A 22,591-nucleotide genomic window follows, 5' to 3' on the forward strand; every position below is an offset into this window, starting at 1 on the left:
CTTTTATGTAACTGTTCTGCACTATAATACTTTTCCTTCGTTTATTCTTCTTTTCTTTTAAATGTATTGGGCATAACAACTGCCACAACTTCTCCGGTCGCGACAACGGTGTCATTCGCGTATACTTCTGTTTTAACTCTCCATTTCTTGGGATGAATTTCTTCCACCGTTCCTATTGCTTTTAGCATTTCACCTTGCGGCGTTGGTTTTTTAAAATCTACGTGGAGAGAACCGGTAACAAACCGCGGCGGTTCTACTGGGTCTCCTATCTCGTAGCCATTTTTACGGTATAGAGCAAGAGATGCAGAGCCTGTTCCATGGCAATCAATCAGGGATGCAAGAAGTCCGCCATAAACAAATCCTGGTATGGCTGTATGTTCAGCCTTAGGTGTATAAAGAGTAATTGTTTTTTCACCTAACCATCCTGTCCGAAAATGATGACCGTCTTGATTTAATCGGCCGCAGCCGTAACACCATGCAAAATCATCCAGATACTCGTCTTGAATAGCTTTTACTACCTTTTCCATGAGTCTCCACTCCTTTTTTCGGAATATTTTAACATATTTTCTACTACGACTGTTAGAACTAAACGGACTATTTTCAAGCTTAAATAACGAAAAATCATAGAATAAAAGCCTCACTTAGAAAGTAAGTGAGGCCTTATAGTTAAAATTCTTCATAAATAGCAGGGTCTTGATTATTAAGTCTTCCATCCTCGCGATTCAATTCTGAAATCATATTCATCTCCGTTTCATCTAAAGAAAACGAAAAAATAGATATGTTTTCAAGCTGCCGCTTGCGAGATGATGATTTTGGAATTGAAATCGCCCCTAGCTGATAATGCCATCTCAAAATCACTTGTGAGACTGTCTTATGATGACGGTTGGCAATTTGTTTAATTGCTTCATTTTCTAAAACAGCACTTGCCCGCCCTAATGGACTCCAAGATTCAATCTGAATGTTCTTCTCTTGATACCAATTTCGATATTGATGTTGATTAAAAAAGGGATGCAGTTCTATTTGATTGATACTTGGTAAAAAGCCGGTCTCTTTTTCCAAGCGCTCAATATGCTCAGGAAGAAAATTACAAACACCAATCGAACGAATTAAGCCCCATCGCTTCGCATCAATCAATGCTTGCCAAGCTTCTACATAATGATCTTGTTTAGGATTAGGCCAATGAATAAGATACAAATCGTAATAGTCTAAATTCGCACGATATAAAGATTCTTGAATTGTAGGAATTGCTTTGTCATACGTATGGTATCGCCCTGGAAGTTTAGACGTAACGAATAGTTCTTGTCTAGAAACCGCCGTTCTTCGGAGAGCTTGTCCCACAGTGCCTTCATTTTCGTAATTATAAGCAGTATCAATCAGACGATACCCTACATCAATCGCACTCGTTATAGCGTTGACTCCTTCATTTCCGTTAAGCTTGTATGTACCAAAACCTATAGCAGGCAAGGTCACCCCATCATTAAGCGTTATTTCAGGAATTACTTTACTCATTATTATCCACTCCTTTCGATCATGTCTTAAGGGTAGCATATATTATCCAATACTTGAATAAATTTGCACCCCTCCTTTCTTAAAAGGAGGGGTGCTTTCAAACAACCAAAAACGTTATTAGGGAGAAACCCCCGTTTTAAACTCGTTAAATTCGTGCTTTTCTGTTTCATTCTTGTTTTTAGTTAACGTAAAGAAAGCTACTAAACCCAAAAGCGCCGTACTAAATAAAATAGCAGCCATTGGAATCGCTGTTGTTTCGTTAATGCCTACTAGCGGAGAAACAATTGATCCTAAAGTTAATGGAAGCATGCCTAACACGGCACTTGCACTTCCAGCTCTATGACCTTGATTTTTCATTGCTAATGTCACAGAACTTGTAATCGTCATTCCTATAGAGATCATGTAAATAAAAATGGGAATAACAAGCGTAGCAAGTGGCCCTTTAAGCATTGTCATAATAAGAAGTAAACTAGTAGCACTTACGGCCGTAATTACGGCAATGCGAAGCAGGCTTCTTTCATGAAGAATTCCGCTAAAGCGTCCAATAATAAAGCTACCTGTCACAATCGCCAAACCGTTAATGCCAAACAAAATGCTAAAAACTTGCGGAGAAACATGATATATCCCTTGATAGACAAATGGAGTGCCTGACACATAAGCAAAGCTTCCACCGTGGACAAGTCCTACAATTAGGGCATACCCAATAAAAGAACGATCTTGTAGTAAACTGCCCATTGTACGAACAGAATGCCCAATTGAACTTGGCGTTCTATTTTCAATTGGCAAGGTTTCCTTTAAACGCGTTGAAATTGTTAAAACAATTAAAAGGCCTATTAAGCTTAAAAACAAGAAAATAGTATGCCAGCTTGCAAAAGGAAGAAGTAAAATAGCACCTCCGGCCATTGGTGCTATCATTGGCGCAAAGGCATTTATAACCATTAAAAGAGCAAAAAACTTTGTAAGTTCTCTTCCACTAAAAACGTCTCTGACAATCGCACGAGAAAGAACAACTCCTGCTGAAGCTGTAAAACCCTGCAAAAATCGCGCGATGACTAAAGCTGTGATAGTAGGAGCCAGAGCACAGAGCAATGACGATAGCATAAACAAAGAGATGGAAATGAGTAAAGGTCGTTTTCGTCCCTTGGCGTCGCTGATTGGACCAATCACGATTTGACCAATGGCAAGCCCTAGTAAACACGATGTTAAGCTAAGCTGTACAAGTGAAGCTCTCGCATCTAAATGATCAGCAATAGCAGGAAAACTTGGCAAATACATATCGATATTAAGTGGACCTAATATCGCAAGCGTGCTGAGAAGAAATGCCAACCCCAGACGTTTTTTTCCAGTTGGATTATGAAGCATAATAGTAGAGCACCTTCCTTACCTAAATGTTGTATTTTTACAGATAACTTTTAGTCTAGTGAAAGGCATCTATTCTGTCTAGGACATTTGTCTAGAGGTGAAAATAAAGTTCCTCTTATAAAGAAGGAGATATGAGCAATGACATACCGTTGATATTCAAAAAACAAAACTTGAAATATCCTTAAGATACTTCAAGCTTTGTTTGAACGTTTTTTATATCCTATCTAAAGCCTGCTGCAGATCTTTCCAAATATCTTCCCAAGCTTCAAGCCCAACTGATAAACGAAGAAGTTCATTTGAGATTCCCATTTCTTTCCGAGCGTCTTCCGGCACAACTGCATGCGTCATAGAGGCCGGGTGCTGAATAAGCGTTTCAGCGTCTCCAAGACTCACTGCAATGGAAATGAGCTTAAGCTGATTAACTACTTTTACAGTTTCTTCATAACCGCCTTCTACTTCAAAGGATAGAAGCCCCCCTCCTTTTTTCATTTGCTTTTGCATGAGGGAATAAGCTGAGCTCTTTTTATCTCCTGGATAATAAACGGCTTTCACTTTGGGATGGAGGCTTAATTGTTTTGCGATATATTCAGCATTCTCGCAGTGCCGATCCATTCGAACGGCCAGCGTTTTTAAGCCTCGGAGTAACAGCCAAGCATCAAACGGTGAAAGAATGCCTCCTATATCCTTTTGCGTCGTTTTGCGCAGTCCGGAAATAACCTCTTCATTTCCTACTACAATTCCTGCCACAACATCTCCATGTCCACCAATAAATTTAGTTGCACTATGAATAACTACGTCGCAGCCGAGTTTCAGCGGTTGTTGCAAATAAGGAGTCGAAAACGTATTATCTACTACAACGGTAATTCCTTTTTGCTTAGCGATAGAAGTAACTAACTCTAAATCCACTAAAGTCATAGTTGGATTTATCGGTGTTTCAATGTAAATACATGCTGTATCTTCTTTTATAGCAGCAAGAATTTCACCCTCTGTTTCCAAGTTGGAAAATGAGTGCTGAATTTGATATTTTTCCTCAAGCATTTCCAGCAGACCAAACGTGCATCCATACACTCCTTTAGAACATAAAATATGATCGCCTGCTTTTGTAAGTCCAATCAATACAGCTGATACTGCAGCCATTCCTGATCCAAAGGCCAAAGCGGCCTCTCCTTCTTCAAGCTGTGCCATACGTTCTTCTAAAATGGTGACGGTTGGATTAGATAACCGAGAATATACATAACCATTTTCTGCTCCGCTAAACCGGTTTGCGCCTTGTTCTAGAGATGAAAAGGTAAATGTAGACGTTTGATAAATAGGCGGGGCTAAACTATCAAAATGATTTTTAGACTCATATCCTGCGTGAATGGCTTTTGTTTCAAACTGATATTTCTCTTTTTCGTTCATATGGCTTCCTCCTTATGCAAACGAGCGGTATGTCACGTTAAATGTAAGCGTTTTCTAATAGTATATTTCTCTTTCCTTTTTTCGTTCCCTGCCTCTCCATTTAGATAATTACAACATAGAGAAAGAAGCGACATGCACACTGCATCCCGCTTTACTCCATCATTTGTTTAATTAACGCTGAATTACGCTTTTTGAATACTTCATTATGAGAAGAAACCATAGCCGTCTTAGCAGCAGAGGGCTGAACGAAGTGTTTTGCTTTGTTCACGGCATTAGCAGCGTCTTGAAAAGCACCTGTAATTAAATGGACTTTCCCTTCATGCATGAGAATATCTCCCGCTGCATATATGCCTTCTACAGATGTTTCGCTTGCTGCGTTACCTGCAACATAGCAGTCATCAATGGTTTTGATATGTAATTCACTGCTCTTTAACAGCTCCGTGTCTCTTTCATAACCGTGATTAATAATAACTTCATCAATTGGCAAATAAGAAATCTCACCGGTTTGATGATTAGTCAGTTCAACTTCTTCTATAAATTCATGAGTAGCGTCTGCTACTAATTTTGTAATAGATGTGTTAAGCAGGCACTGAGCTGAACTGTTTATTAATTGGCTCACTTGTGCTTCATGGCCATTTAGTTCACTGTTTCGATACGTAATATATACTTTTTTTGCAACGGGTTCTAGCTCATTTGCCCAATCAATAGCTGAATTGCCTCCCCCGGAAACAATCACCGTTTTATCTTTAAAATGCTGCAGAGATTTGACCGTGTAGTTTAAGTTTGATATTTCAAACCGTTCTGCTCCTTCAATTTTGAGCTTTTGGGGATTTAAAATACCTCCTCCAACAGCAAGGATAATAGTTTTCGAGTAATGATGGTCGCCTGAAGAACTCGTCAGCTTGAAAATACCATCTCCTAAGCGAGAAATGGATTCAACTTTCTCATTTAAAACAACAGTTGGATCAAATGTAAGCCCTTGTTCAACAAGCTGTTCAATAAGCGTTTCTCCAGCAACAGGAGTTTGTCCTCCTACATCCCAAATCATTTTTTCGGGATAAACGTGAAGTTTCCCGCCTAGCTTTGGCTGATACTCAATCAGCTTTGTTTTCATTTCTCTTAATCCGCTGTAAAAAGCCGAGTAAAGGCCAGCCGGTCCCCCGCCTATAATTGTCACATCAAACAGTTCATTTTGTGTCATGAACGTCCACTCCTCGCAATCAATCGTTATTGATTATCATTCTCATTTAAATATACATCTTTCTCAACGTTTTGACAACAAAAATAACTATTGACATCCGAAAATGTTCGAATTATAGTATGTAAAGAAAACGACATTGATAATCATTATCAAATATTTGTTGTATTAAACATAAATGGAGGTTCAGATATGGTTCGCCTGTATACACAGGAATTACATATTAGTTATGGTGAACGTCTAATAGTAAAAGATTTAAGCGTTAACATTCCAGATAAGAAGATTACAACGATTATTGGTTCAAACGGATGTGGAAAATCAACGCTTTTAAAAGCCATCACCCGTATTATTTCTCATCAATCCGGTTCCGTTATTTTAGATGGGGAGAACATTTCAAAAGAACATACGAAAGCACTCGCTAAAAAAATGGCCATTCTCCCTCAAACGCCAGAAAGTGCCAGTGGCTTGACTGTTGGCGAGCTCGTATCTTATGGGCGCTTTCCCTATCAAAAAGGTTTTGGACGTCTATCAAAAGAAGACTATAAAACGATTGACTGGGCGCTTGAAGTAACCGGCATAAAAGACTACAAGTTTCGTCTTGTTGACTCTCTTTCAGGCGGTCAGCGTCAGCGAGTGTGGATTGCGATGGCTTTAGCTCAAGAAACCGATATTATATTCCTCGACGAGCCGACTACCTACTTAGATATGGCTCATCAGTTAGAAGTGCTGGAGCTGCTTCAAAAACTAAACAAAGAGCAAGAACGTACAGTTGTAATGGTTCTTCATGATTTGAACCAAGCCGCTCGCTTTGCCGATTATGTTATCGCTTTGAAAGATGGCGAAATTGTCAAAGCCGGAAATTGCGAAGAAGTGATCACACATGACGTTCTAAAAAAGGTGTTTCATATCGATGCTGAAATCGGACGAGATCCGAGAACAAATAAACCAATGTGTATCACGTATAATTTATTAAGAGGAGATAACTAAATGAAAAAACTACTACTTCCATTTATGCTCATATTCGTACTACTTATCAGTGCCTGCGGCAACGGTTCAACTGAAAGCAAAAACGATTCTAGTAAAGGAAACAGCGAATCCAAGACGATTACATATCAATCTGAAGACGGCCCTGTAAAAGTTCCGGCTAATCCGAAGCGTGTTGTTGTGTTAGGTTCCTATGCAGGTAACGTACTTTCTTTAGGTGTTAACATTGTCGGAGTGGACTCATGGTCTAAAATGAATCCACGCTTTGAAAAGAAATTAAAAGGCGTTGAAGAAGTATCGGATGAGAATCTAGAAAAGATTATTGAATTAAAGCCTGACTTAATTATTGGCTTATCCAATACAAAAAATATTGATAAATTGAAAAAAGTTGCCCCTACTGTCACGTATACATACGGTAAAGTAGATTACCTTACTCAGCATGTAGAAATTGGAAAGCTATTAAATAAAGAAAAAGAAGCACAATCATGGGTAGACGACTTTAAAAAGCGTGCGGCAAAAGCTGGGTCTGACATCAAAGCTAAAATTGGCGAAGATACCACGGTTTCGGTTATTGAGAACTTTGACAAGCAGCTTTATGTGTTTGGCGATAATTGGGGACGCGGAACTGAAATTCTTTATCAAGAAATGAAATTAAAGATGCCGGAGAAAGTAAAGGAAATGGCTTTGAAAGATGGGTACTATGCGATTTCACCGGAAGTTCTTCCTGAATATGCCGGAGATTATTTAATCTTTAGCAAAAACCAAGATGGAGATACATCATTTGAGAAAACAAATACGTATAAAAATATTCCTGCTGTAAAGAACAATCACGTATTTGAAGCGAATGCAAAAGAATTTTATTTTAATGATCCAATCACATTAGATTATCAATTAGATTTCTTTACTCAAAAATTTCTTGGTAAGTAATTCATTCAAGAGGAATTCTTTTTAGAATTCCTCTTGCTTTGTTTTAATAAATTTATTCTTACATGAAAAGATGGGTGTTTTATGAAAAAAGACAATCAGCGTTTCATTCCTTTTTTGTATAAATTAATAGGTATGCTGCTCGTATTCATCACAATGTTTGTTCTTTCAATGGTTTTTGGCGCTGCTGACATATCTATAAAAGATGTGTGGTCAGCACTTTCATCAAGCACTGTAAACGAACAAATTTCGATCATCCGGGATATTCGTTTACCTCGTGAAATCGCCGCCGTTTTTGTTGGCGCTGCTTTATCGGTATCAGGAGCAATTATGCAAGGTATGACAAGAAACCCTCTTGCAGATCCAGGACTCTTAGGCTTAACTTCTGGCGCAAATGCGGCTTTAGCTGTGACAATTGCCTTTATTCCTTCTACAAATTACTTGGGTATTACCGTTGCTTGCTTTATCGGAGCTGCGGTTGGAGCAATCCTGGTGTTTGGGATTGCTGCTATAAAAAGAGGCGGTTTTTCTCCGCTTCGAATTGTACTAGCCGGGGCTGCCGTTTCAGCATTTCTTTATGCGATTGGAGAAGGCGTCGGCATTTATTTTAAAATTTCAAAAGACGTATCAATGTGGACAGCTGGGGGAATTGTAGGCACTTCTTGGGCACAGCTTCAAATCATTGTTCCTTTTATTATCGGAGGTATATTCATTGCCCTTCTGCTTTCTCGGCAGCTTACTATTTTAAGTTTAAATGAAGAAGTCGCTGTAGGATTAGGGCAGCAAACTACAAAAGTCAAAACAATTTTATTTATCGTCATGATTCTTCTTGCCGGCGCTTCTGTCGCCCTAGTCGGAAATATGGTATTTATCGGCTTGATGATTCCTCATATTGTACGAGGAGTAGTAGGAACCGACTATCGTTATATTATCCCTATGTCCGCTATCACTGGCGCAGCGTTCATGCTGCTGGCTGATACATTGGCCCGAACAGTAAGTGCTCCTTATGAAACACCGATAGCAGCAATTGTATCAATGATTGGTTTACCTTTCTTTTTAGTCATTGTTCGTAAAGGAGGAAAAGCATTCTCATGATTCACCCAGCGCTTATTAGAAAACAACGAATAATTATGACGCTGCTCACTGCTTTGATTCTTGGAACGGTTGTGATAGGAATGGGGCTCGGTGATGCACCGCTTTCTTATAATAAAGTGCTGCCTACTCTTTTTGGCAAAGGGAATTTTACAGATGAGTTCGTCCTTTTTTCAATTCGACTCCCGCGAATTGTCATTACCCTTTTAGCCGGAATGGCTCTTGCTTTGTCCGGGGCTATCTTACAAAGTGTTACGCGCAATGATTTAGCGGAACCTGGAATTATAGGAATTAATTCAGGGGCAGGTGTCGCAATTGCTGTATTCTTTTTATTTTTCCCAATTGAAGCTGGCTCTTTCGTCTATGCCCTTCCGTTAGTAGGGTTCATTGGCGCCTTGTTTACAGCTGGTCTTATCTATCTTTGTGCATATAGTAAAAGCCAAGGGCTGCAGCCTGTAAAGCTTATTTTAACAGGCGTAGGTTTTTCTATGGCTCTTTCTGGAATGATGGTGGTGATTATGTCATCAGCTGATCGTGCCAAAGTTGATTTTATTGCTAAATGGATTGCAGGAAACATCTGGGGAACAGACTGGCCTTTTATATGGGCTCTTCTACCTTGGCTTCTTGTCTTGATTCCTTTTATATTGTATAAAGCAAATTCATTAAATATTTTTAACTTAAATGAAGCTGCAGCTATTGGAGTCGGTATCTCTATGGAGAAAGAGCGTATAACATTGCTTCTAGCAGCGGTTGCATTAGCGGCAGCCGCAGTTTCAGTTACGGGCGGCGTGGCTTTTATTGGGCTTCTTGCTCCTCATATTGCAAAAGGCTTAGTCGGGCCGAGAAACCAGCTTTTTATTCCTGTCGCTATCTTACTTGGCGGTTGGCTTTTACTAGTTGCAGATACAATAGGACATAACATTGCGGATCCTAACGGTGTACCAGCAGGAATTATCGCCGCCGTAATCGGTGCTCCTTATTTTGTTTATTTGCTTTTAAAAAAATAACAAACGAGGCTGAGAGATAACAACATCAATCCACTCTAAAGACGAACCAATTGAATGCATGAGCTAGTATGGATCGCTTGTTACACCGCTGTTGATTTCCGTGCAAGACTTCGCTTTCCGCGGGCAGCCGGTGAGCCTCCTCGTCGCTTCCGCTCCTGCGGGGTCTCACCTATTCCGCTTTTCCCGCAGGAGTCTTCGCCTTGCTCTCCAATCAACAGCGAGAAGGAACTAAACAGATGAAACCTACGCTCACCATAACAAAAAAAACGAACCACTAATCAAACATTTTGATTAGTGGTTCGTTTTTCACTTCAGCTAAAATACTTTTATCCCAGCCTCAGTTTTTATTTTTTTTGTCTTTCATCTGCAGCGTTCGCTCTAGCTTGTGCTTCTAAATCATCTTGGTCTGCTAATTCACGAGAAAACTCTTCGTCTACTCCATCTGCTTTAGATGCAGGATAATCCGCTACCTTTTTTAATTGTTTTTTTAATTCTTTTTCATTCATTATGAACACTCCTTTATTCCAGACTGTTACTAGTATGCGTTTGTCGTTTCTGCACTATGTGGAGAAAGAAGGAATTTTATCAACAAGACCGAAAGCATATGTAATGAGAAAAAGAAAGGACGTTTTATATGATCATCATTATTACGCTCTCTATTATCATTGTATTTGTTATTTTACTGCTGTGCGTAGTTACTACTTCAAAAGCTTACGATTACAAACATACCGTAGATCCGCTTACAAAAAAACAAGACGAAAAAAAGTAGGTGCGTTTTCTTCACACACCTACTTTTTGTATTAGCCTTGCATTGTTTTTAAATCATGATCATTTAATTGAAATGCTTGTTTAATTTTTTCTTCCAAGTTTTTTGTTACTCTTCGTTTACCCACTTCAACCAGTGCGATTAAAGAAAAACTGCAGTTCACTGCTTGAGCAAAATTCCGCTGATTCATGTTGTAGTTTTTCCGAATATTTTTTACCATCTCTTTATCCATTTACACTCACTCCGCTTAACTCCATATACTTTTTTCTATTCCGGTTTAAGTCACATGTTCATCTAGCTGCCGACAGAGCGTGAGAAATTGCTGCTGCTCTTCTTCTTTATAGCATGCAAAAAGTTTTTCAACTTCTTGCTGCATGTCTTTCTCAGCAGCTTGAATCACTTGTTTTCCTTTGTTTGTAAGTTCAATCATAACTTTACGCCGATCTCTTTTTGAATGGTAGCGCTCTACAAGGTTTAGCTCATACAAACGTGTAATCGATGCAGTGATAACGCTTGGACTCGCCTTCATTTCATCTGCTACTTTGGTGACAGGTATTGTACGTGCACGTTCAACAATTAGTAAAATATGATATTGAAAAGGGGTAATTCCGTAATGCTGTAAAAGTTTTTTTACATTTGCCATTACTTTTTTATTTAAAGATATTGAAATTCTTTGAATTTCTTCACCAAATATCAATGGATCCATCCACCTCACCGCCCCTTTCTCTCCAACATGTTTTATGATGAACTTAAGGTTAGCTCCTTATGAATTTATACTTTTTGGAGCTGGAAGCATACGAATATCTTGCTGCTGAGCTTCTGATTTCTTTTCTTCAACTACTTTATCCTTACGCACGTCACGAAGGAAGAAACTTAAAATTAAGCCGATAACAGAAATCGCTGTTGCCCAGTAAAAGGCATCGTTAATACCTTGAATTGTACCTTGCTGCGTCATTTTTCCAGATAAGATCGTCAGCGCTTGCTGCTGAGCTTGATCTTGTGATAAATGCAAAGTAGCGGCCACTTTTTGGACAAATAAATGAAAGCTATTCATAAAGAATGGATCTGACGTATTCATGGAACTGCTGATTTCATTTACGTGATACGTTGTACGGTTAGTAAAAATCGTTGTCATTAAACTAATACCAATTGAACCACTTACTTGACGAAGCGTATTAGACATCGACGTCCCGTGACTGCTTAGTCGCTGTGGAAGCTGATTTAAACCAGCTGTCATAATTGGCATCATTAAAAGAGACATACCAAACGAACGGATAATATAAATCCCTAAAATATGATTAAACGGTGTATCCATCGTCAACTTCGTAAATTCAAACGTTGAAATAGACGTAATGAGCATACCCACGATTGCTAGCGGACGAGGTCCAACTTTATCAAACAATGTACCCGAAATCGGCGACATAACCAGCATAACAAGCGCTCCAGGAAGTAACAGTAGTCCTGAATCAAAAGCAGAATAGCCGCGGATGTTTTGCAAATAAATTGGAAGCAAGAACATACCTGCGTACATACTGATTGTAATCGCGATACTAATAACATTTGATAGTGAAAAAATATTATATTTAAATACGCGCATATCCAACAGCGGCTTTTCAGACTTAATTTGCTGAAGAACAAATATAATTAAAAGCACTGCTCCGCCAATGATTGTGGAAAGAACAACTGAATCCGTCCAGCCGTCGTTTCCAGCTTCACTAAATCCGTAAAGCAATAATCCCATACCTGCAAGTGATGTCACAACAGAAGGCATATGAACTTTTACATCTTTTGGAGGCTGAATGTCTTTTAATTGAAAGAAAGCAATGATTAATACAATGGCACCTAATGGCACCATGCCGTTAAAGAGGATGTGCCAGTCATAGTTTTGAATGACCCATCCAGATAATGTTGGACCAATGGCTGGTGCGAACATCATAGCCAAGCCAAAAATCCCCATTCCTTTTCCTCGCATGTGAGGAGGGAAAATAAAGACAATAATGGTCATGACAAGAGGCGATAGTACACCTCCACCAATAGCTTGAATTAAACGGCCCGTAAGCATAATCGAAAACGTAGGTGCAATTCCGCAAATCAATGACCCTACTGTAAAGCAAAACATTGCAAATAAGAACAAGCGACGTACACCAAAACGTTCAATTAAAAACGCAGAAAGCGGAATTAACGCCCCGTTCACAAGCATATATCCTGTTAACAACCACTGAGCTGTATTTGCTGTTACGCCAAACTCAGTAATCAAATGCGGGATGGCTACGTTTAATAACGTTTGGTTTAATATCGCAAGAAACAAACCAAGCATTAAAACAATTAATAGTGGAATATGCTTTTTGATGGATCCATCACTTGTATTCTCTATACTGGCTGTCATCATATTTCCTCCCTTCTTGAACTTTTGTAGTAACAATTAGTCTTTTGAAATTTTCACTTCAGCGTTCATACCTGGTAGTACATGCTCTGAATAATTAGAAATAGAAATTTTTACAGGAACCGTTTGAGACACTTTTGTGTAGTTTCCATCTGAGCTTGAGTTCGATGTTAAAGATGAAAGTGAATTAGTTGCATATCCAATTTCTTCGACTTTGCCGTCAATTTTTGCACTGCTGTCTCCGTCTACCGTTACATCCACATCGTCGCCTTCTTTAATATCTTTAAGCTGATCTTCTTTGATGTTCGCTACGATAAATAGGTCTTTCATATCTACTTCAGTTGCAATTTGCTGTCCAGCTTGAACCATTTGATTTTCTTTTACATTTGTTTGAATAATCTTTCCATCTGCTGGTACTGTGGCGGCTACAGATCCTTTTTCAGCTTGAATTTTTGCAATTTCAGCATCTTTTGAGACATCATTTCCTTCTTCCACTGTCCAGCTTGCTACCTTACCTGCTGCAGGTGCAACTACGTTGTATACATCTCCAGATACTTTAGCGTTATCAGTTGTAATATAGTTCGATTTTTGAACGTAATAATACCCTCCTCCAATTAATAAAGCTAAAATAACGATGATTCCAATAAAATTTGTTACCATTAAGCGACTTCTAGACATTCATTACTCCTCCTTAATACTTCAATAACGAAACTACTTTTTTATATAGCTTTTTCACAAAGATATTATCTCCATCTATTATGAGGAAACATATCTTTATGATCACCTATTTGGTTAACTACCTAAATAACTTTATCATAAAGATATTTTTTCGTAAAGATATTAATTTAAAAATAATCATGGTAGTTAAAGATAATCATTGCCATCCTTTACAATTGTTTCATTTTATTTTAGAGTTAATTTATATATGTCCGTAGTGTACAAGGAGATGGAAGCTAGCATGGATAACAATTTAGAGTCAAAAATTGAACATCTTTATCAAATTAACACGTCTTTTTTTCAATATATGCGACATTTAGTCGAAGAAACATTAAAAACACAGCCTTATCACTTAACACCCACTAAATTTTATATCTTAAACTACATTGCCAGCGGCACAAAGTACATGGTAGCAGATATTTCAAATAAACTTCACTTAACCTCTGGCGCTACAACTAGCTTATTAAACCAATTGGAAGAAGAATCCCTCATTCAGCGCGTACGAGATGAAAAAGACCGGAGAGTCGTGTGGGTTTCATTGACCGATGAATCAAAAAAGCTTGTTTCTATGATTACAGAGAAGCGAAATGAATTTTTAAAAGATATGCTAGCAGCTCTAACTGTAGAAGAACAAGAAGAATATTTTCGCTTGTTAAATAAAATGGATGCCCTTTTAAATGAAAAGTACGGATTTTCATATTGAAATATGCAAAAGAGCCCCGCTTTGAATTGAAGCGGAGCTCTTTGCTATTTTAGAAAGCAGAACTCATTAACGTAGCTGCTTTGTCTGGAAAATCGATAAATGGATTTCGGTTGCCTTGCAATTCAAAAATTGCTGCATTGCGATGCTTTTCATAAAGTGAAACAGTAAATTCTTCATGCCATTTTAGTAAAAGAGGAAGATCTACTCGTGAAGAGTCAATTTTATTATGATAGCGAATTAAAAAATAAAGGGTTGCCCGAGCAACAATTCCCTTTCCATATTCAGGTTCAAACTTACCTTTTTCTGCTTTGCCGCACCCTTCTTTTACGTCTGATTGCTTAACTTCCGGGTTATAATCCGGGAAGTCAACATATGAAAAATTACCTCTTCGGCTGTTACAAGAAGGTTCACAGGCAAATAAATGGTGCAAGTCGCCTCTCATAGGCTCTTGTTTTCCAAACCAGGACTGTGGGACAACGTGCTCACAGTTCAGCAGTATATCACTGCTTGAAAGAGAGAAGTCAGTAAGCGATTGAAGTATATCAATATCTTGCTTGATGGTTTCTAAAGGATCCATACCTTTCCCTGAATAGAGACTCTTCAGCTCTCCATTCTCCTGTAAATCCACCCATGGATATACATATTTATGAGGTGAATAATTTAACAAATGCTGATGCGTTTCCGTTAACAAAGTTTGCATGGCTTCTCTTTCAAAGGGAGTATCTTGATAATAAAGATTTTTACTCTCTTCATCTGCCTTTTCATCATAATAGCTTCGATCGTTTACGTATTGGTGATAAAGAGCTTTTGCCTGCTCCTTTTCCACCATTAACATGTCTAAACTGCTTCTCATCTCATCACCTCTGAGGTCGTTTGACGTTGAACTTCACGCAATAGCTTTTCAACAATGGTCAAGTGCACAAATCCGTTTCCTACTTTTCTTGGTGATTCATTTAGCGGAAGTGTTCTTTTGATTAACTGTGCATAAATCTCTGGCTCCGTAAGTTCTCTTCCAAACGCTTCATTTGAAAGAACTTTTATCAATGCTACGGCTCCTGCTACGTGAGGTGTTGCCATAGAGGTTCCGCTCAGTGCGGCATACTTTCCATGCAAGTAAGTTGATACGATTTTCTCTCCCGGAGCCACTACATCTACTTCGTTGTTTGAGTTAGAAAATACGGAAGAACGTTTCTCTACATCAACAGCTCCTACGCTAATAACTTCATTGTATGAGCCTGGGTATGCGAACTCATCTGTGGAGCCTTCTCCATCCCCTTCATTTCCAGCTGCGCAGACAACTAAAATATTCTGATTAACAGCGTGCTGAATCGCTTCATGTAGCTCAGGCACATCCGCCGGACCTCCAAGCGACATCGAAATGATATCTACTTTTTGCTCGATGGCGTAGTTAATACCTTGAATAATCCACTCGTATTGACCTGCACCATTCCCATCAAGTACTTTCAAGATTAGTAAATTCACTTCCGGAGCCACTCCTACAACACCCGTTCCATTATGGGCTGCTGCAATTGTTCCTGCTACGTGAGTACCGTGACCATTATAATCTTGATAAATATGTGGATTTTGTTGATCATCGTATGTAAAGTTTCTTCCTTCAATAATTCGTTCCTGCAAATCTAGATGTGTAACGTCACAGCCAGTATCCAAAACCGCTACGGTTATTCCCTTTCCCTTTGTTTGCTTCCATACTTCCTCTGCTCCAATTAGAGCCACTCCTTCTGGAACTTCATTGAATTGGTTCAATTGTTCAACTACTTGAAATGGGATAATGCGCACTTTGTTCTTCATTCAGATTCCCCCTGCAGGATTAAATGGAAGCTAGTTCATGGTGGGATTACTTTTAATCGCTTATTTTTGGAGCTTACTCATCGAGGCTTGTTGCTTCTAAATCTATTATAACACAAAAACAGAACATTTGTTTGTATTTTTGGTAAAATTTTTGTAAATAAACAAAAAGCAGAAGCGGAATTTTCCGTCTCTGCTTCTGATTATTATTCGTTTTTAGAGGAATCAGGCACGGCACATTGACCATCTGCACAAAAGGCGTCATCTGCCCCTTCCGGAGACAGGCTCTTCAAAACGCGAGTCGGATTTTCTTCTTCCCACACTTGTTGAAGAGCCCCTACAAATGTTTCAGCTGGCTGTGCGCCTGAAATGGCATATTTTTGATTAATAACAAAATACGGAACACCGCTAATGCCATATTGCTGAGCCATTGCTTCATCACTGCGCACTTCATTTGCATATGCATTTTTATCCGCAAGAATTTCACGTGCCTCTTCTCGATCAAGACCCGCATCTTCTGCAAGAGCAATCAGCGTCTCTTCTTCACCCAAATGTTTTGATTCAGTAAAGTATGCGTAAAGCAGCTTTTCTGTAATGGCTGCTTCTTTTCCTTGAGCTTTTGCAAATTTAGCTAAACGATGAGCGTCAAATGTATTAGTTGGCTTCATATCGTCAAAATTAAAGGATAATCCCACACCAGCTGCCTGCTGTCCGATTCCTTCATTTGCTTGTTTTGCTTGTTCAATCGTCATTCCATATTTAGCAGCAAGAGCTTCATTAATCGTTTTGCCCGTATTAACTGGAGCATTCGGATCTAGCTCAAAGCTTTTAAATTCAACCTGCACGTCATCTTTGTGTACAAATTGCTGAAGCGCCTGCTCTAATCGACGCTTTCCAATATAACAAAAAGGACAGACAAAGTCTGACCAAACTTCTATTTTCATCGTGACACCTCTTTAATTCAAGATAATTCTTATCGTAGCATACCTTTGAAGAAATTCCATCATAACTTGCTCAAACAAAGTAAAAACACCCTGTTGATTTATATACTAGCTGTAACAGGCTGCTTTTATTTCGGTTATTTTAAATTCATTGCTTTTACATGAGCATCATGTAGATACGTATTTTCATATACTCCAGTAAATCTTTCAGAACCGGCACCCATTGCATTTAAAGGAACGTCTGATGAGGTATGTTCCTCAGTTGTCCAATCCGCAACGTACTGCTCTTTTGAATGAGCGATTGTAAATGGCCCGTCTTCTTTTGATGCCTGATCCCCGCCATTATCTTTATTGTCTACTTTTTCAAGTGCTAAGCCTCCGGTTGCATGGTCAGCTGTTACTAATACGAGAGTATCCGGATGTGTTTTGGCATACGCTTTTGCCATCTTCACCGTATCATCAAGCTGCTTACCTGCTTTAATCATAAGTTCAGCATTGTTATTATGAGCCATTTCATCAATGGCTTCCTCTTCTACTACAAGAAAAAATCCTTTTTTATTTTGTGATAGCGTATTGATTGCTTTTTTTGTCATGTCTTTTAGAGATACTTGAGGATTGTACACGTCACCTTGGCCTTCTGGAGCTTGTTGAAACATTTCTTCATTAGCAAACAGACCAAGCAGTTTTGTTCCTTTAGCATACTTTAATTCATTTTTATTATCAACGTATGTATATCCAAGTTTTTGTGCTTTGTTTACTAAATTCCCTTTCGTTCCTTTGCTTCCTTCTGTTTTATCTTCTGGCGGGGCATCTGAATGTGCACCTTCATTTCCTTTTGGGTACCAATAATCTTCTCCGCCACCTAGCATCACATCTACTTTACTGTTTTCAAGATACTGCTTTGCGATGTCACTTTGAGCACTTCGATCTTTAACATGTGCGCCAAAAGCAGCTGGAGTTGCATCTGTTACTTGACTGGTTGTCACAAGTCCCGTCGTTTTCCCAGCTAATTTTGCTTTTTCTAAAACAGTTTGGACAGGCTTTCCTTTCATATTTACGCTAATAGCGCCATTATAGCTTTTAACTCCTGAAGCCATGGCTGTAGCAGCTGCAGCGGAATCCGTAACAAATAAATTTCCTGAAGCTGTATGTACTCTCCCTACTGACGGCATATCATCCATTGCTAACTTCCCATTTGCTCCTACAGAAACCAGTTGAATCGCATCACAGTGATCAGTGCCCATACCGTCTCCAACAAATAAAATTACATTCTTGGCTTTTTGGTTATTTTCGCCTTTAGCAGCATTAACATCCGTTGGTGAATTTGTTCCGAATGCTAATGCTGCTACAGTTACCGCTGATAATACTGCCGCTCCAATTGCACGTTTTTTTCATTTTTTACACCCTTTACTGTTTATTATTAACATAACTTAACTGTACACGCAGTCTGTTAAATCAACTTAAATAAAAAGTTAAAGGTGTGTAAAGATATATAACAGACTAAATTCCTCTTCCCCCCCATTTAGTAAACGCTCTCATTTTTCAGGCGAAAAGAATATGTATTCTTCTCGCACTTCTTAAATATCGTAATTCACAATGTATTGCTGCATCTCTGTATTATAATAGCCCTCACTGTATTCGATGATATTTCCTTCTTCATCATATGAATACCGTGATCTTTTTAATAGCACTTCTCCGGCCTGCACATTCAGTCTTTCGCCTACATAAGAATCAGCTTTTGCAACAGCAAACTGATCTCGAAATTTCTCCAATGTAATATCTTGTTCTTCAATCAAATCGTATAACGACTGTGCATTTAAGTGTGTTAATTCTATCCCTTCCATACGCTGCATGGTTAAATAATGCGTGTAATGAATATAAGGTTCATTATCTAAATAGTAAAGACGTTCTATTTGAATACATTGCTCACCAAACAGCGTATATAAAGTTGTTTCTGGTGCATTTTCAATTGTCTCTACCCCAAGCAGCTTTTTTTGAATGATATGCCCTTTTTCCACCAGCACTTCGGTAAAGCGTTTTCCTTTTGACAGCCTTGAAATAGATGTATTTCGAATAACTTTTGTTCCTTTACCACTTTTTGTTTCTAAATATCCATCTTTCACAAGTTCTTTAATAGCATTTCGAACCGTAATTTTACTTACTTGAAATTCCTCTTCCAGCTGCGGTTCAGAAGGAATATTTGTTTGAATGGGATACCCGCCATGCAAAATTCGATCTTTTAAGATATTTTTTATTTGTAAATACAGTGGTCCTTTTTTTCGAGATATGTTCACTATTACATCCTCTACCTTTCTACATCGCCTACTGATTCTGTCATCGCTTTTTGTATATCGTACTGGGATGACATAGGAGTATCGCCTACGATTGTATGAGCAAGCATTCCCGCTGTTACAGCGAATGCAACAGTCTTTTCTGCTGAAAAGCTCTCCAACTCGCCATATAAAATGCCGCTTGTATAGGCATCTCCTGCGCCTATTCTATCATAGACAGAAAAAGTAATCGTATCAGAAAATGTAAATGTATGATTTTTATATATAAAACCGCATAAAGAGTGCTTATTGTCCTTATTAATAGATCGGTGCGTACCCGCTACGACAGAAAGACCGTACTTCTTTGCTACCTTTGGAATTAGTTTCATCAGCTGCTCTCTTCTGCTTGTTTCCTCTGTTTCCATCTTAAGAATGTGCATAGCATCTTGTTCATTCATCATTACGATATCTGCAAGGTACAGCATATCTTCATAATGAGGTTTTGCGTTTTCATATCCTTCATCTTCCCATAGAGACGGACGGTAGTTACAGTCAAATACGACCATACCACCGCGTTCTCTTACCGCTTTGGCAAATGATTTCATATGGGATCGGACGGAATCATTCATTGCCAGAGAGATTCCACAAAAATGCACCACATCTACTTTCTCTGCAATATTCTCAAAATCATATATGCCTTCAGGAGCTCTGTTGAAGCTGCTTTCTAAACGGTTGGTATATGTAACTCGGCTAGATCGAGACCCAAATCCATTTTCTAAAAAATACATACCGACATGTTTTCCGCTGCGTTTAATAAATGACTGTGAAATACCTAACTTTTTAAGTTAAGATACAGCCGCATCTCCCACAGCGTTATCCGGTAAAGCAGTGATCAAATATCCCGTATATCCGAAGTTAGCTAATCCCGCCGCTACATTTGCCCCTGTACCAGAAAACGAATAGCTTAATGTATGAGCTTGAGAAAGTAATTCATATCCTGGTACTTGTAAACGCATCATTACCTCTCCAAATGCTGCAAAATTTTTAGCCATGCTGATCAACTAACTTTTTCATCTTTTCAAGTAGCTCACGTACATCATTTACTTTTGTCTTTCCTGTTTTCTGATCAATGATTGACGAATAAACATGCGGAATAATTTTTGGGACGTCCGCTTCCAAAGCAATACGCAAAATTGTTTCAAAGTTTTCTTTATCAATTCCGCCAGTTGGCTCTAAAGCGAATCCTTCTTCCCCGCAAGCGTGTGCCACAGCTCGGAATTCCTCTTCATGGCTTAACCCTTTCATAGGAAAATACTTGAGCGCGGTTCCTCCCATGTCACGTACTAGGGCAATAGCTGTTTTGACCGGTACAATAGCTTGTTCATCATGCGCTGCACTAACTGGACCAGTCGAAATATTTACGTAGCCGACTTTGCCGGTTGGGGACACTAAACTATTAATCCAGCTATCCTTTTCACCTAGATTAGCACGTGTTGCTCCAACAGCAGGAAATACTTGATTAATATGACTGCCAGCATAATTCTTTGCAATTTCCGCTACTACAGCTGCTTGACGATTGTCTCCAGCGCCTAAACCAATTGATACTGCTTCATCAATTTCCTTTCCGTATTCTTTCATTGCTTTTACTGCTTCTTCGACAGTAGAATAATCCTTGAATAACACGCCTACTAATACATGCCCTTCTGCAGCCTCAAATACTTCTTTGGCATTTTCGAGACTGTTTGCTAATACGTTTAATGCTGCACGCTCTTTATAAAAACGCTTTGTAATGTTTGACATATCAGTTTCCTCCTACAATTTCGCGTATTCTAGACTCAATTACATGTATATCATCGCCCTTTAAAGGTCTTGGGTCGATGTCAAAATATCCTTGTCTTATCCCGTAATCACGTGTATAAATAGCAATTTCACCTTCACCCAACTCTTTTACAACTTCTTCTGCAGTTATATTAGCCTGTTCTGGAATGATTTGAATTCTAGCACGGAATATAGCCCGTCCTGCCTCATCTTCCACAATTGTTACGTTAACGCCTTCTATGTCTTTTAACGACATTAGCGCTTGTAAACTCTCTTTTTCTTTTGCGCTTTTATCTTTCTTTTCTCCATACTCATCAAGTGCTTGAAGTAACCCAAATATTGTTTCTTTTCCTACTTTCATACTTCTTCCAATACAGTGTAGTTGAACTTTCAGCCATTCAATATATTTGCGTTTACCTCCAACAATTCCAGAAGTTGGTCCTTCAATTGCTTTTGAGCCACTGTAGATTGCAAGGTCTGAGTATTTTACATACTTTTGAAGGTTTTCTTCTGCGGCAGCATCCACAATTAACGGAACATTGTTTTTCTGTGCAATTTCCCACGTTTCTTCCACAGAGATCATATTTTTTTGAACTGTATGATGAGATTTCACATAAAGAATGGCGGCTGTGTTTTCAGAAATCGCTTCTTCAATATGAGTTGCTCTGCCTTCATTAGCGTAGCCAACTTCAATAAGCTTTCCTCCACCTAAATAAACCATTGTTTCAACTGGTGCCCCGTATTGTACGTTATGACCTTTCAGAATAATAATTTCTTTTTTAGGAATTTCTTCTTGATGAAGACGCTCGCTCTTGCGGCGATTTCCCTGTGTAACAAGAGCAGCTACAGAGAGAGCAATTCCACTTGAAGCTGAGTTAACAACCACACCTGCTTCTGCTCCTAAGATCCCAGCAATATAATCGCCTGCTTTATCAACTAAATCAGCAATTTCAACGTAATTTTGTCCTCCTTTTTTCATTGCATCCATTACTGTATCAGTCGGTGCTGATACACCCAAAATACTCATTCGACCGCTCGCGTTAATTACTCGTTTCAAGCCATATTTAGCATTCAATGAACGTTCCATTTACAACTACTCCTTTTGCTTTAATTAATTGCTTACCTTCTCTCTTCTCTCCTTCGGAATCAACAAACAGAACAGGCTCGTCTTCTATAGTAAAAAGAGTTAAATTGGCACGGTCTCCAACTTGTATCCTTCCTAGCTCGGGTCTATTAAGCCACTTTGCCGCATTAACAGTAACACCATTTACTACTTCTTCAAGGCTGTATCCTAAATAAAGAAATTTAGATAATACATGAGCTAAGCTATATACAGGCCCATTTAGTCGATTCTTCCGATAAATATCTGTGCTAATTGTATTGAATTTAACATTATGTTTTTTGACAGCTTCTGCTACTTGAAACGAAAAGCTTGCATTTCCATGGCCTACATCTAAATGAACACCTCGTTGGATGGCCTCCATTAGGAGTGGAAGCGGCTTTCCTTCATCATCAAAGAGATTATTAGCTTTTCCATTCAAATAGTGAGTAATAATGTCTCCTTTTTCTAGAATCGAAACAACTTCCTCAATAGCAGGAGGGCCAGATCCGATATGAACCATCACCAGCTTTTGCTATCTCGGAGATCTTTCCATTTTCTATAACAATATCAAACTCTTTTTCAGGGACCGATTTGACATTCCGTAATAG

General features: G+C 38.8%; 24 protein-coding genes and 2 pseudogenes. 6 read left to right on the plus strand and 20 right to left on the minus strand.

What is annotated here, in order from left to right; translation table 11 throughout:
* Positions 1-41: 41 nt before the first annotated feature.
* The 5 genes from ACLHDF_RS08870 to ACLHDF_RS08890 form a co-directional block, all read right to left on the minus strand.
* Positions 42-527 (minus strand): PaaI family thioesterase, encoded by a 486-nt coding sequence (locus ACLHDF_RS08870; protein WP_413918516.1) that lies wholly within the window; start codon positions 525-527, stop codon positions 42-44.
* Positions 528-666: 139 nt separating this feature from the next.
* Positions 667-1,509 carry an aldo/keto reductase gene (locus ACLHDF_RS08875; protein WP_413918517.1) on the minus strand — a complete coding sequence of 281 codons (843 nt, stop codon included), beginning with the start codon at positions 1,507-1,509 and terminating at the stop codon, positions 667-669.
* 117 nt (positions 1,510-1,626) lie between these two features.
* Positions 1,627-2,871, minus strand: coding sequence for a Bcr/CflA family efflux MFS transporter (locus ACLHDF_RS08880; protein WP_413918518.1), 1,245 nt, complete (start codon positions 2,869-2,871; stop codon positions 1,627-1,629).
* A 213-nt stretch (positions 2,872-3,084) separates the two neighbouring features.
* Positions 3,085-4,272, minus strand: coding sequence for a methionine gamma-lyase (gene megL, locus ACLHDF_RS08885; RefSeq protein ID WP_413918519.1), 1,188 nt, complete (start codon positions 4,270-4,272; stop codon positions 3,085-3,087).
* A gap of 151 nt (positions 4,273-4,423) precedes the next feature.
* Positions 4,424-5,473, minus strand: coding sequence for an NAD(P)/FAD-dependent oxidoreductase (locus ACLHDF_RS08890; protein WP_413918520.1), 1,050 nt, complete (start codon positions 5,471-5,473; stop codon positions 4,424-4,426).
* A gap of 189 nt (positions 5,474-5,662) precedes the next feature.
* On the opposite strand from ACLHDF_RS08890, the gene ACLHDF_RS08895 reads away from it, so the two are divergent.
* From ACLHDF_RS08895 to ACLHDF_RS08910, 4 genes are all read left to right on the plus strand, one after another.
* Positions 5,663-6,457 carry an ABC transporter ATP-binding protein gene (locus ACLHDF_RS08895; protein WP_413918521.1) on the plus strand — a complete coding sequence of 265 codons (795 nt, stop codon included), beginning with the start codon at positions 5,663-5,665 and terminating at the stop codon, positions 6,455-6,457.
* Positions 6,458-7,381, plus strand: a complete 924-nt coding sequence (locus ACLHDF_RS08900; RefSeq protein ID WP_413918522.1) for an iron-hydroxamate ABC transporter substrate-binding protein — start codon at positions 6,458-6,460, stop codon at positions 7,379-7,381.
* A gap of 81 nt (positions 7,382-7,462) precedes the next feature.
* Positions 7,463-8,473 (plus strand): FecCD family ABC transporter permease, encoded by a 1,011-nt coding sequence (locus ACLHDF_RS08905; protein ID WP_413918523.1) that lies wholly within the window; start codon positions 7,463-7,465, stop codon positions 8,471-8,473.
* Positions 8,470-9,477: a FecCD family ABC transporter permease gene (locus tag ACLHDF_RS08910; RefSeq protein WP_413918524.1), complete on the plus strand. Its 1,008-nt coding sequence runs from the start codon at positions 8,470-8,472 to the stop codon at positions 9,475-9,477. Before ACLHDF_RS08905 ends, ACLHDF_RS08910 begins: the two co-directional genes overlap by 4 nt.
* A gap of 80 nt (positions 9,478-9,557) precedes the next feature.
* Here the strand turns inward: ACLHDF_RS08910 and ACLHDF_RS08915 are convergent, their stop codons facing one another.
* Entirely contained in the window at positions 9,558-9,692 is a 135-nt protein-coding gene (locus tag ACLHDF_RS08915) for a hypothetical protein (RefSeq protein ID WP_413918525.1), read from the minus strand.
* Between the two features lie 129 nt (positions 9,693-9,821).
* Complete coding sequence (locus ACLHDF_RS08920; protein WP_074894520.1) at positions 9,822-9,983, minus strand: YfhD family protein; 162 nt, start codon at positions 9,981-9,983, stop codon at positions 9,822-9,824.
* A 128-nt stretch (positions 9,984-10,111) separates the two neighbouring features.
* Between ACLHDF_RS08920 and ytzI the strand changes: the two genes are divergently transcribed.
* Positions 10,112-10,246 (plus strand): YtzI protein, encoded by a 135-nt coding sequence (ytzI, locus tag ACLHDF_RS08925; protein WP_082178527.1) that lies wholly within the window; start codon positions 10,112-10,114, stop codon positions 10,244-10,246.
* 31 nt (positions 10,247-10,277) lie between these two features.
* On the opposite strand, the gene ACLHDF_RS08930 is transcribed toward ytzI, so the two are convergent.
* Genes ACLHDF_RS08930 through ACLHDF_RS08945 form a run of 4 tightly spaced genes read right to left on the minus strand, consistent with a single transcriptional unit; the run spans position 10,278 to position 13,304 of the window.
* A complete protein-coding gene (locus ACLHDF_RS08930) occupies positions 10,278-10,475 on the minus strand; it encodes a helix-turn-helix domain-containing protein (protein WP_413918526.1) in 198 nt (65 codons plus the stop codon).
* 45 nt (positions 10,476-10,520) lie between these two features.
* Positions 10,521-10,949, minus strand: a complete 429-nt coding sequence (locus tag ACLHDF_RS08935; protein ID WP_413918527.1) for a MarR family winged helix-turn-helix transcriptional regulator — start codon at positions 10,947-10,949, stop codon at positions 10,521-10,523.
* Between the two features lie 57 nt (positions 10,950-11,006).
* Positions 11,007-12,632 carry a DHA2 family efflux MFS transporter permease subunit gene (locus ACLHDF_RS08940; RefSeq protein WP_413918528.1) on the minus strand — a complete coding sequence of 542 codons (1,626 nt, stop codon included), beginning with the start codon at positions 12,630-12,632 and terminating at the stop codon, positions 11,007-11,009.
* Positions 12,633-12,665: 33 nt separating this feature from the next.
* Positions 12,666-13,304 (minus strand): HlyD family efflux transporter periplasmic adaptor subunit, encoded by a 639-nt coding sequence (locus ACLHDF_RS08945; RefSeq protein WP_013056227.1) that lies wholly within the window; start codon positions 13,302-13,304, stop codon positions 12,666-12,668.
* A gap of 280 nt (positions 13,305-13,584) precedes the next feature.
* Here ACLHDF_RS08945 and ACLHDF_RS08950 point away from each other — a divergent pair, with 280 nt between their 5' ends.
* On the plus strand, positions 13,585-14,046 hold the full coding sequence (locus ACLHDF_RS08950; protein WP_413918529.1) for a MarR family winged helix-turn-helix transcriptional regulator: 462 nt from the start codon (positions 13,585-13,587) through the stop codon (positions 14,044-14,046).
* Between the two features lie 49 nt (positions 14,047-14,095).
* On the opposite strand, the gene ACLHDF_RS08955 is transcribed toward ACLHDF_RS08950, so the two are convergent.
* The 9 genes and pseudogenes from ACLHDF_RS08955 to ACLHDF_RS08995 form a co-directional block, all read right to left on the minus strand.
* Complete coding sequence (locus tag ACLHDF_RS08955) at positions 14,096-14,899, minus strand: endonuclease I family protein (RefSeq protein ID WP_413918530.1); 804 nt, start codon at positions 14,897-14,899, stop codon at positions 14,096-14,098.
* Positions 14,896-15,855: a S8 family peptidase gene (locus ACLHDF_RS08960; protein WP_413918531.1), complete on the minus strand. Its 960-nt coding sequence runs from the start codon at positions 15,853-15,855 to the stop codon at positions 14,896-14,898. Before ACLHDF_RS08960 ends, ACLHDF_RS08955 begins: the two co-directional genes overlap by 4 nt.
* Before the next feature lie 203 nt (positions 15,856-16,058).
* Positions 16,059-16,796 (minus strand): DsbA family oxidoreductase, encoded by a 738-nt coding sequence (locus ACLHDF_RS08965; protein ID WP_413918532.1) that lies wholly within the window; start codon positions 16,794-16,796, stop codon positions 16,059-16,061.
* A gap of 134 nt (positions 16,797-16,930) precedes the next feature.
* Positions 16,931-18,172, minus strand: coding sequence for an alkaline phosphatase (locus ACLHDF_RS08970; protein ID WP_413918910.1), 1,242 nt, complete (start codon positions 18,170-18,172; stop codon positions 16,931-16,933).
* Between the two features lie 198 nt (positions 18,173-18,370).
* Positions 18,371-19,087, minus strand: a complete 717-nt coding sequence (locus ACLHDF_RS08975) for a GntR family transcriptional regulator (RefSeq protein WP_413918533.1) — start codon at positions 19,085-19,087, stop codon at positions 18,371-18,373.
* 11 nt (positions 19,088-19,098) lie between these two features.
* Positions 19,099-20,115, minus strand: a pseudogene (locus tag ACLHDF_RS08980) (sugar kinase).
* Positions 20,108-20,863, minus strand: coding sequence for a 2-dehydro-3-deoxy-phosphogluconate aldolase (gene dagF, locus ACLHDF_RS08985; RefSeq protein WP_413918534.1), 756 nt, complete (start codon positions 20,861-20,863; stop codon positions 20,108-20,110). The pseudogene ACLHDF_RS08980 and the gene dagF overlap by 8 nt, the downstream one beginning before the upstream one ends.
* 1 nt (position 20,864) lies before the next feature.
* Positions 20,865-21,968: a DgaE family pyridoxal phosphate-dependent ammonia lyase gene (locus ACLHDF_RS08990; RefSeq protein ID WP_413918535.1), complete on the minus strand. Its 1,104-nt coding sequence runs from the start codon at positions 21,966-21,968 to the stop codon at positions 20,865-20,867.
* Positions 21,946-22,506: pseudogene (locus tag ACLHDF_RS08995) on the minus strand (amidohydrolase family protein); the annotation flags it as partial. The pseudogene ACLHDF_RS08995 and the gene ACLHDF_RS08990, both read right to left, overlap by 23 nt.
* Positions 22,507-22,591 lie beyond the last annotated feature (85 nt).

The organism is Priestia megaterium, from assembly GCF_046599315.1.
Classification (GTDB): domain Bacteria; phylum Bacillota; class Bacilli; order Bacillales; family Bacillaceae_H; genus Priestia; species Priestia megaterium_F.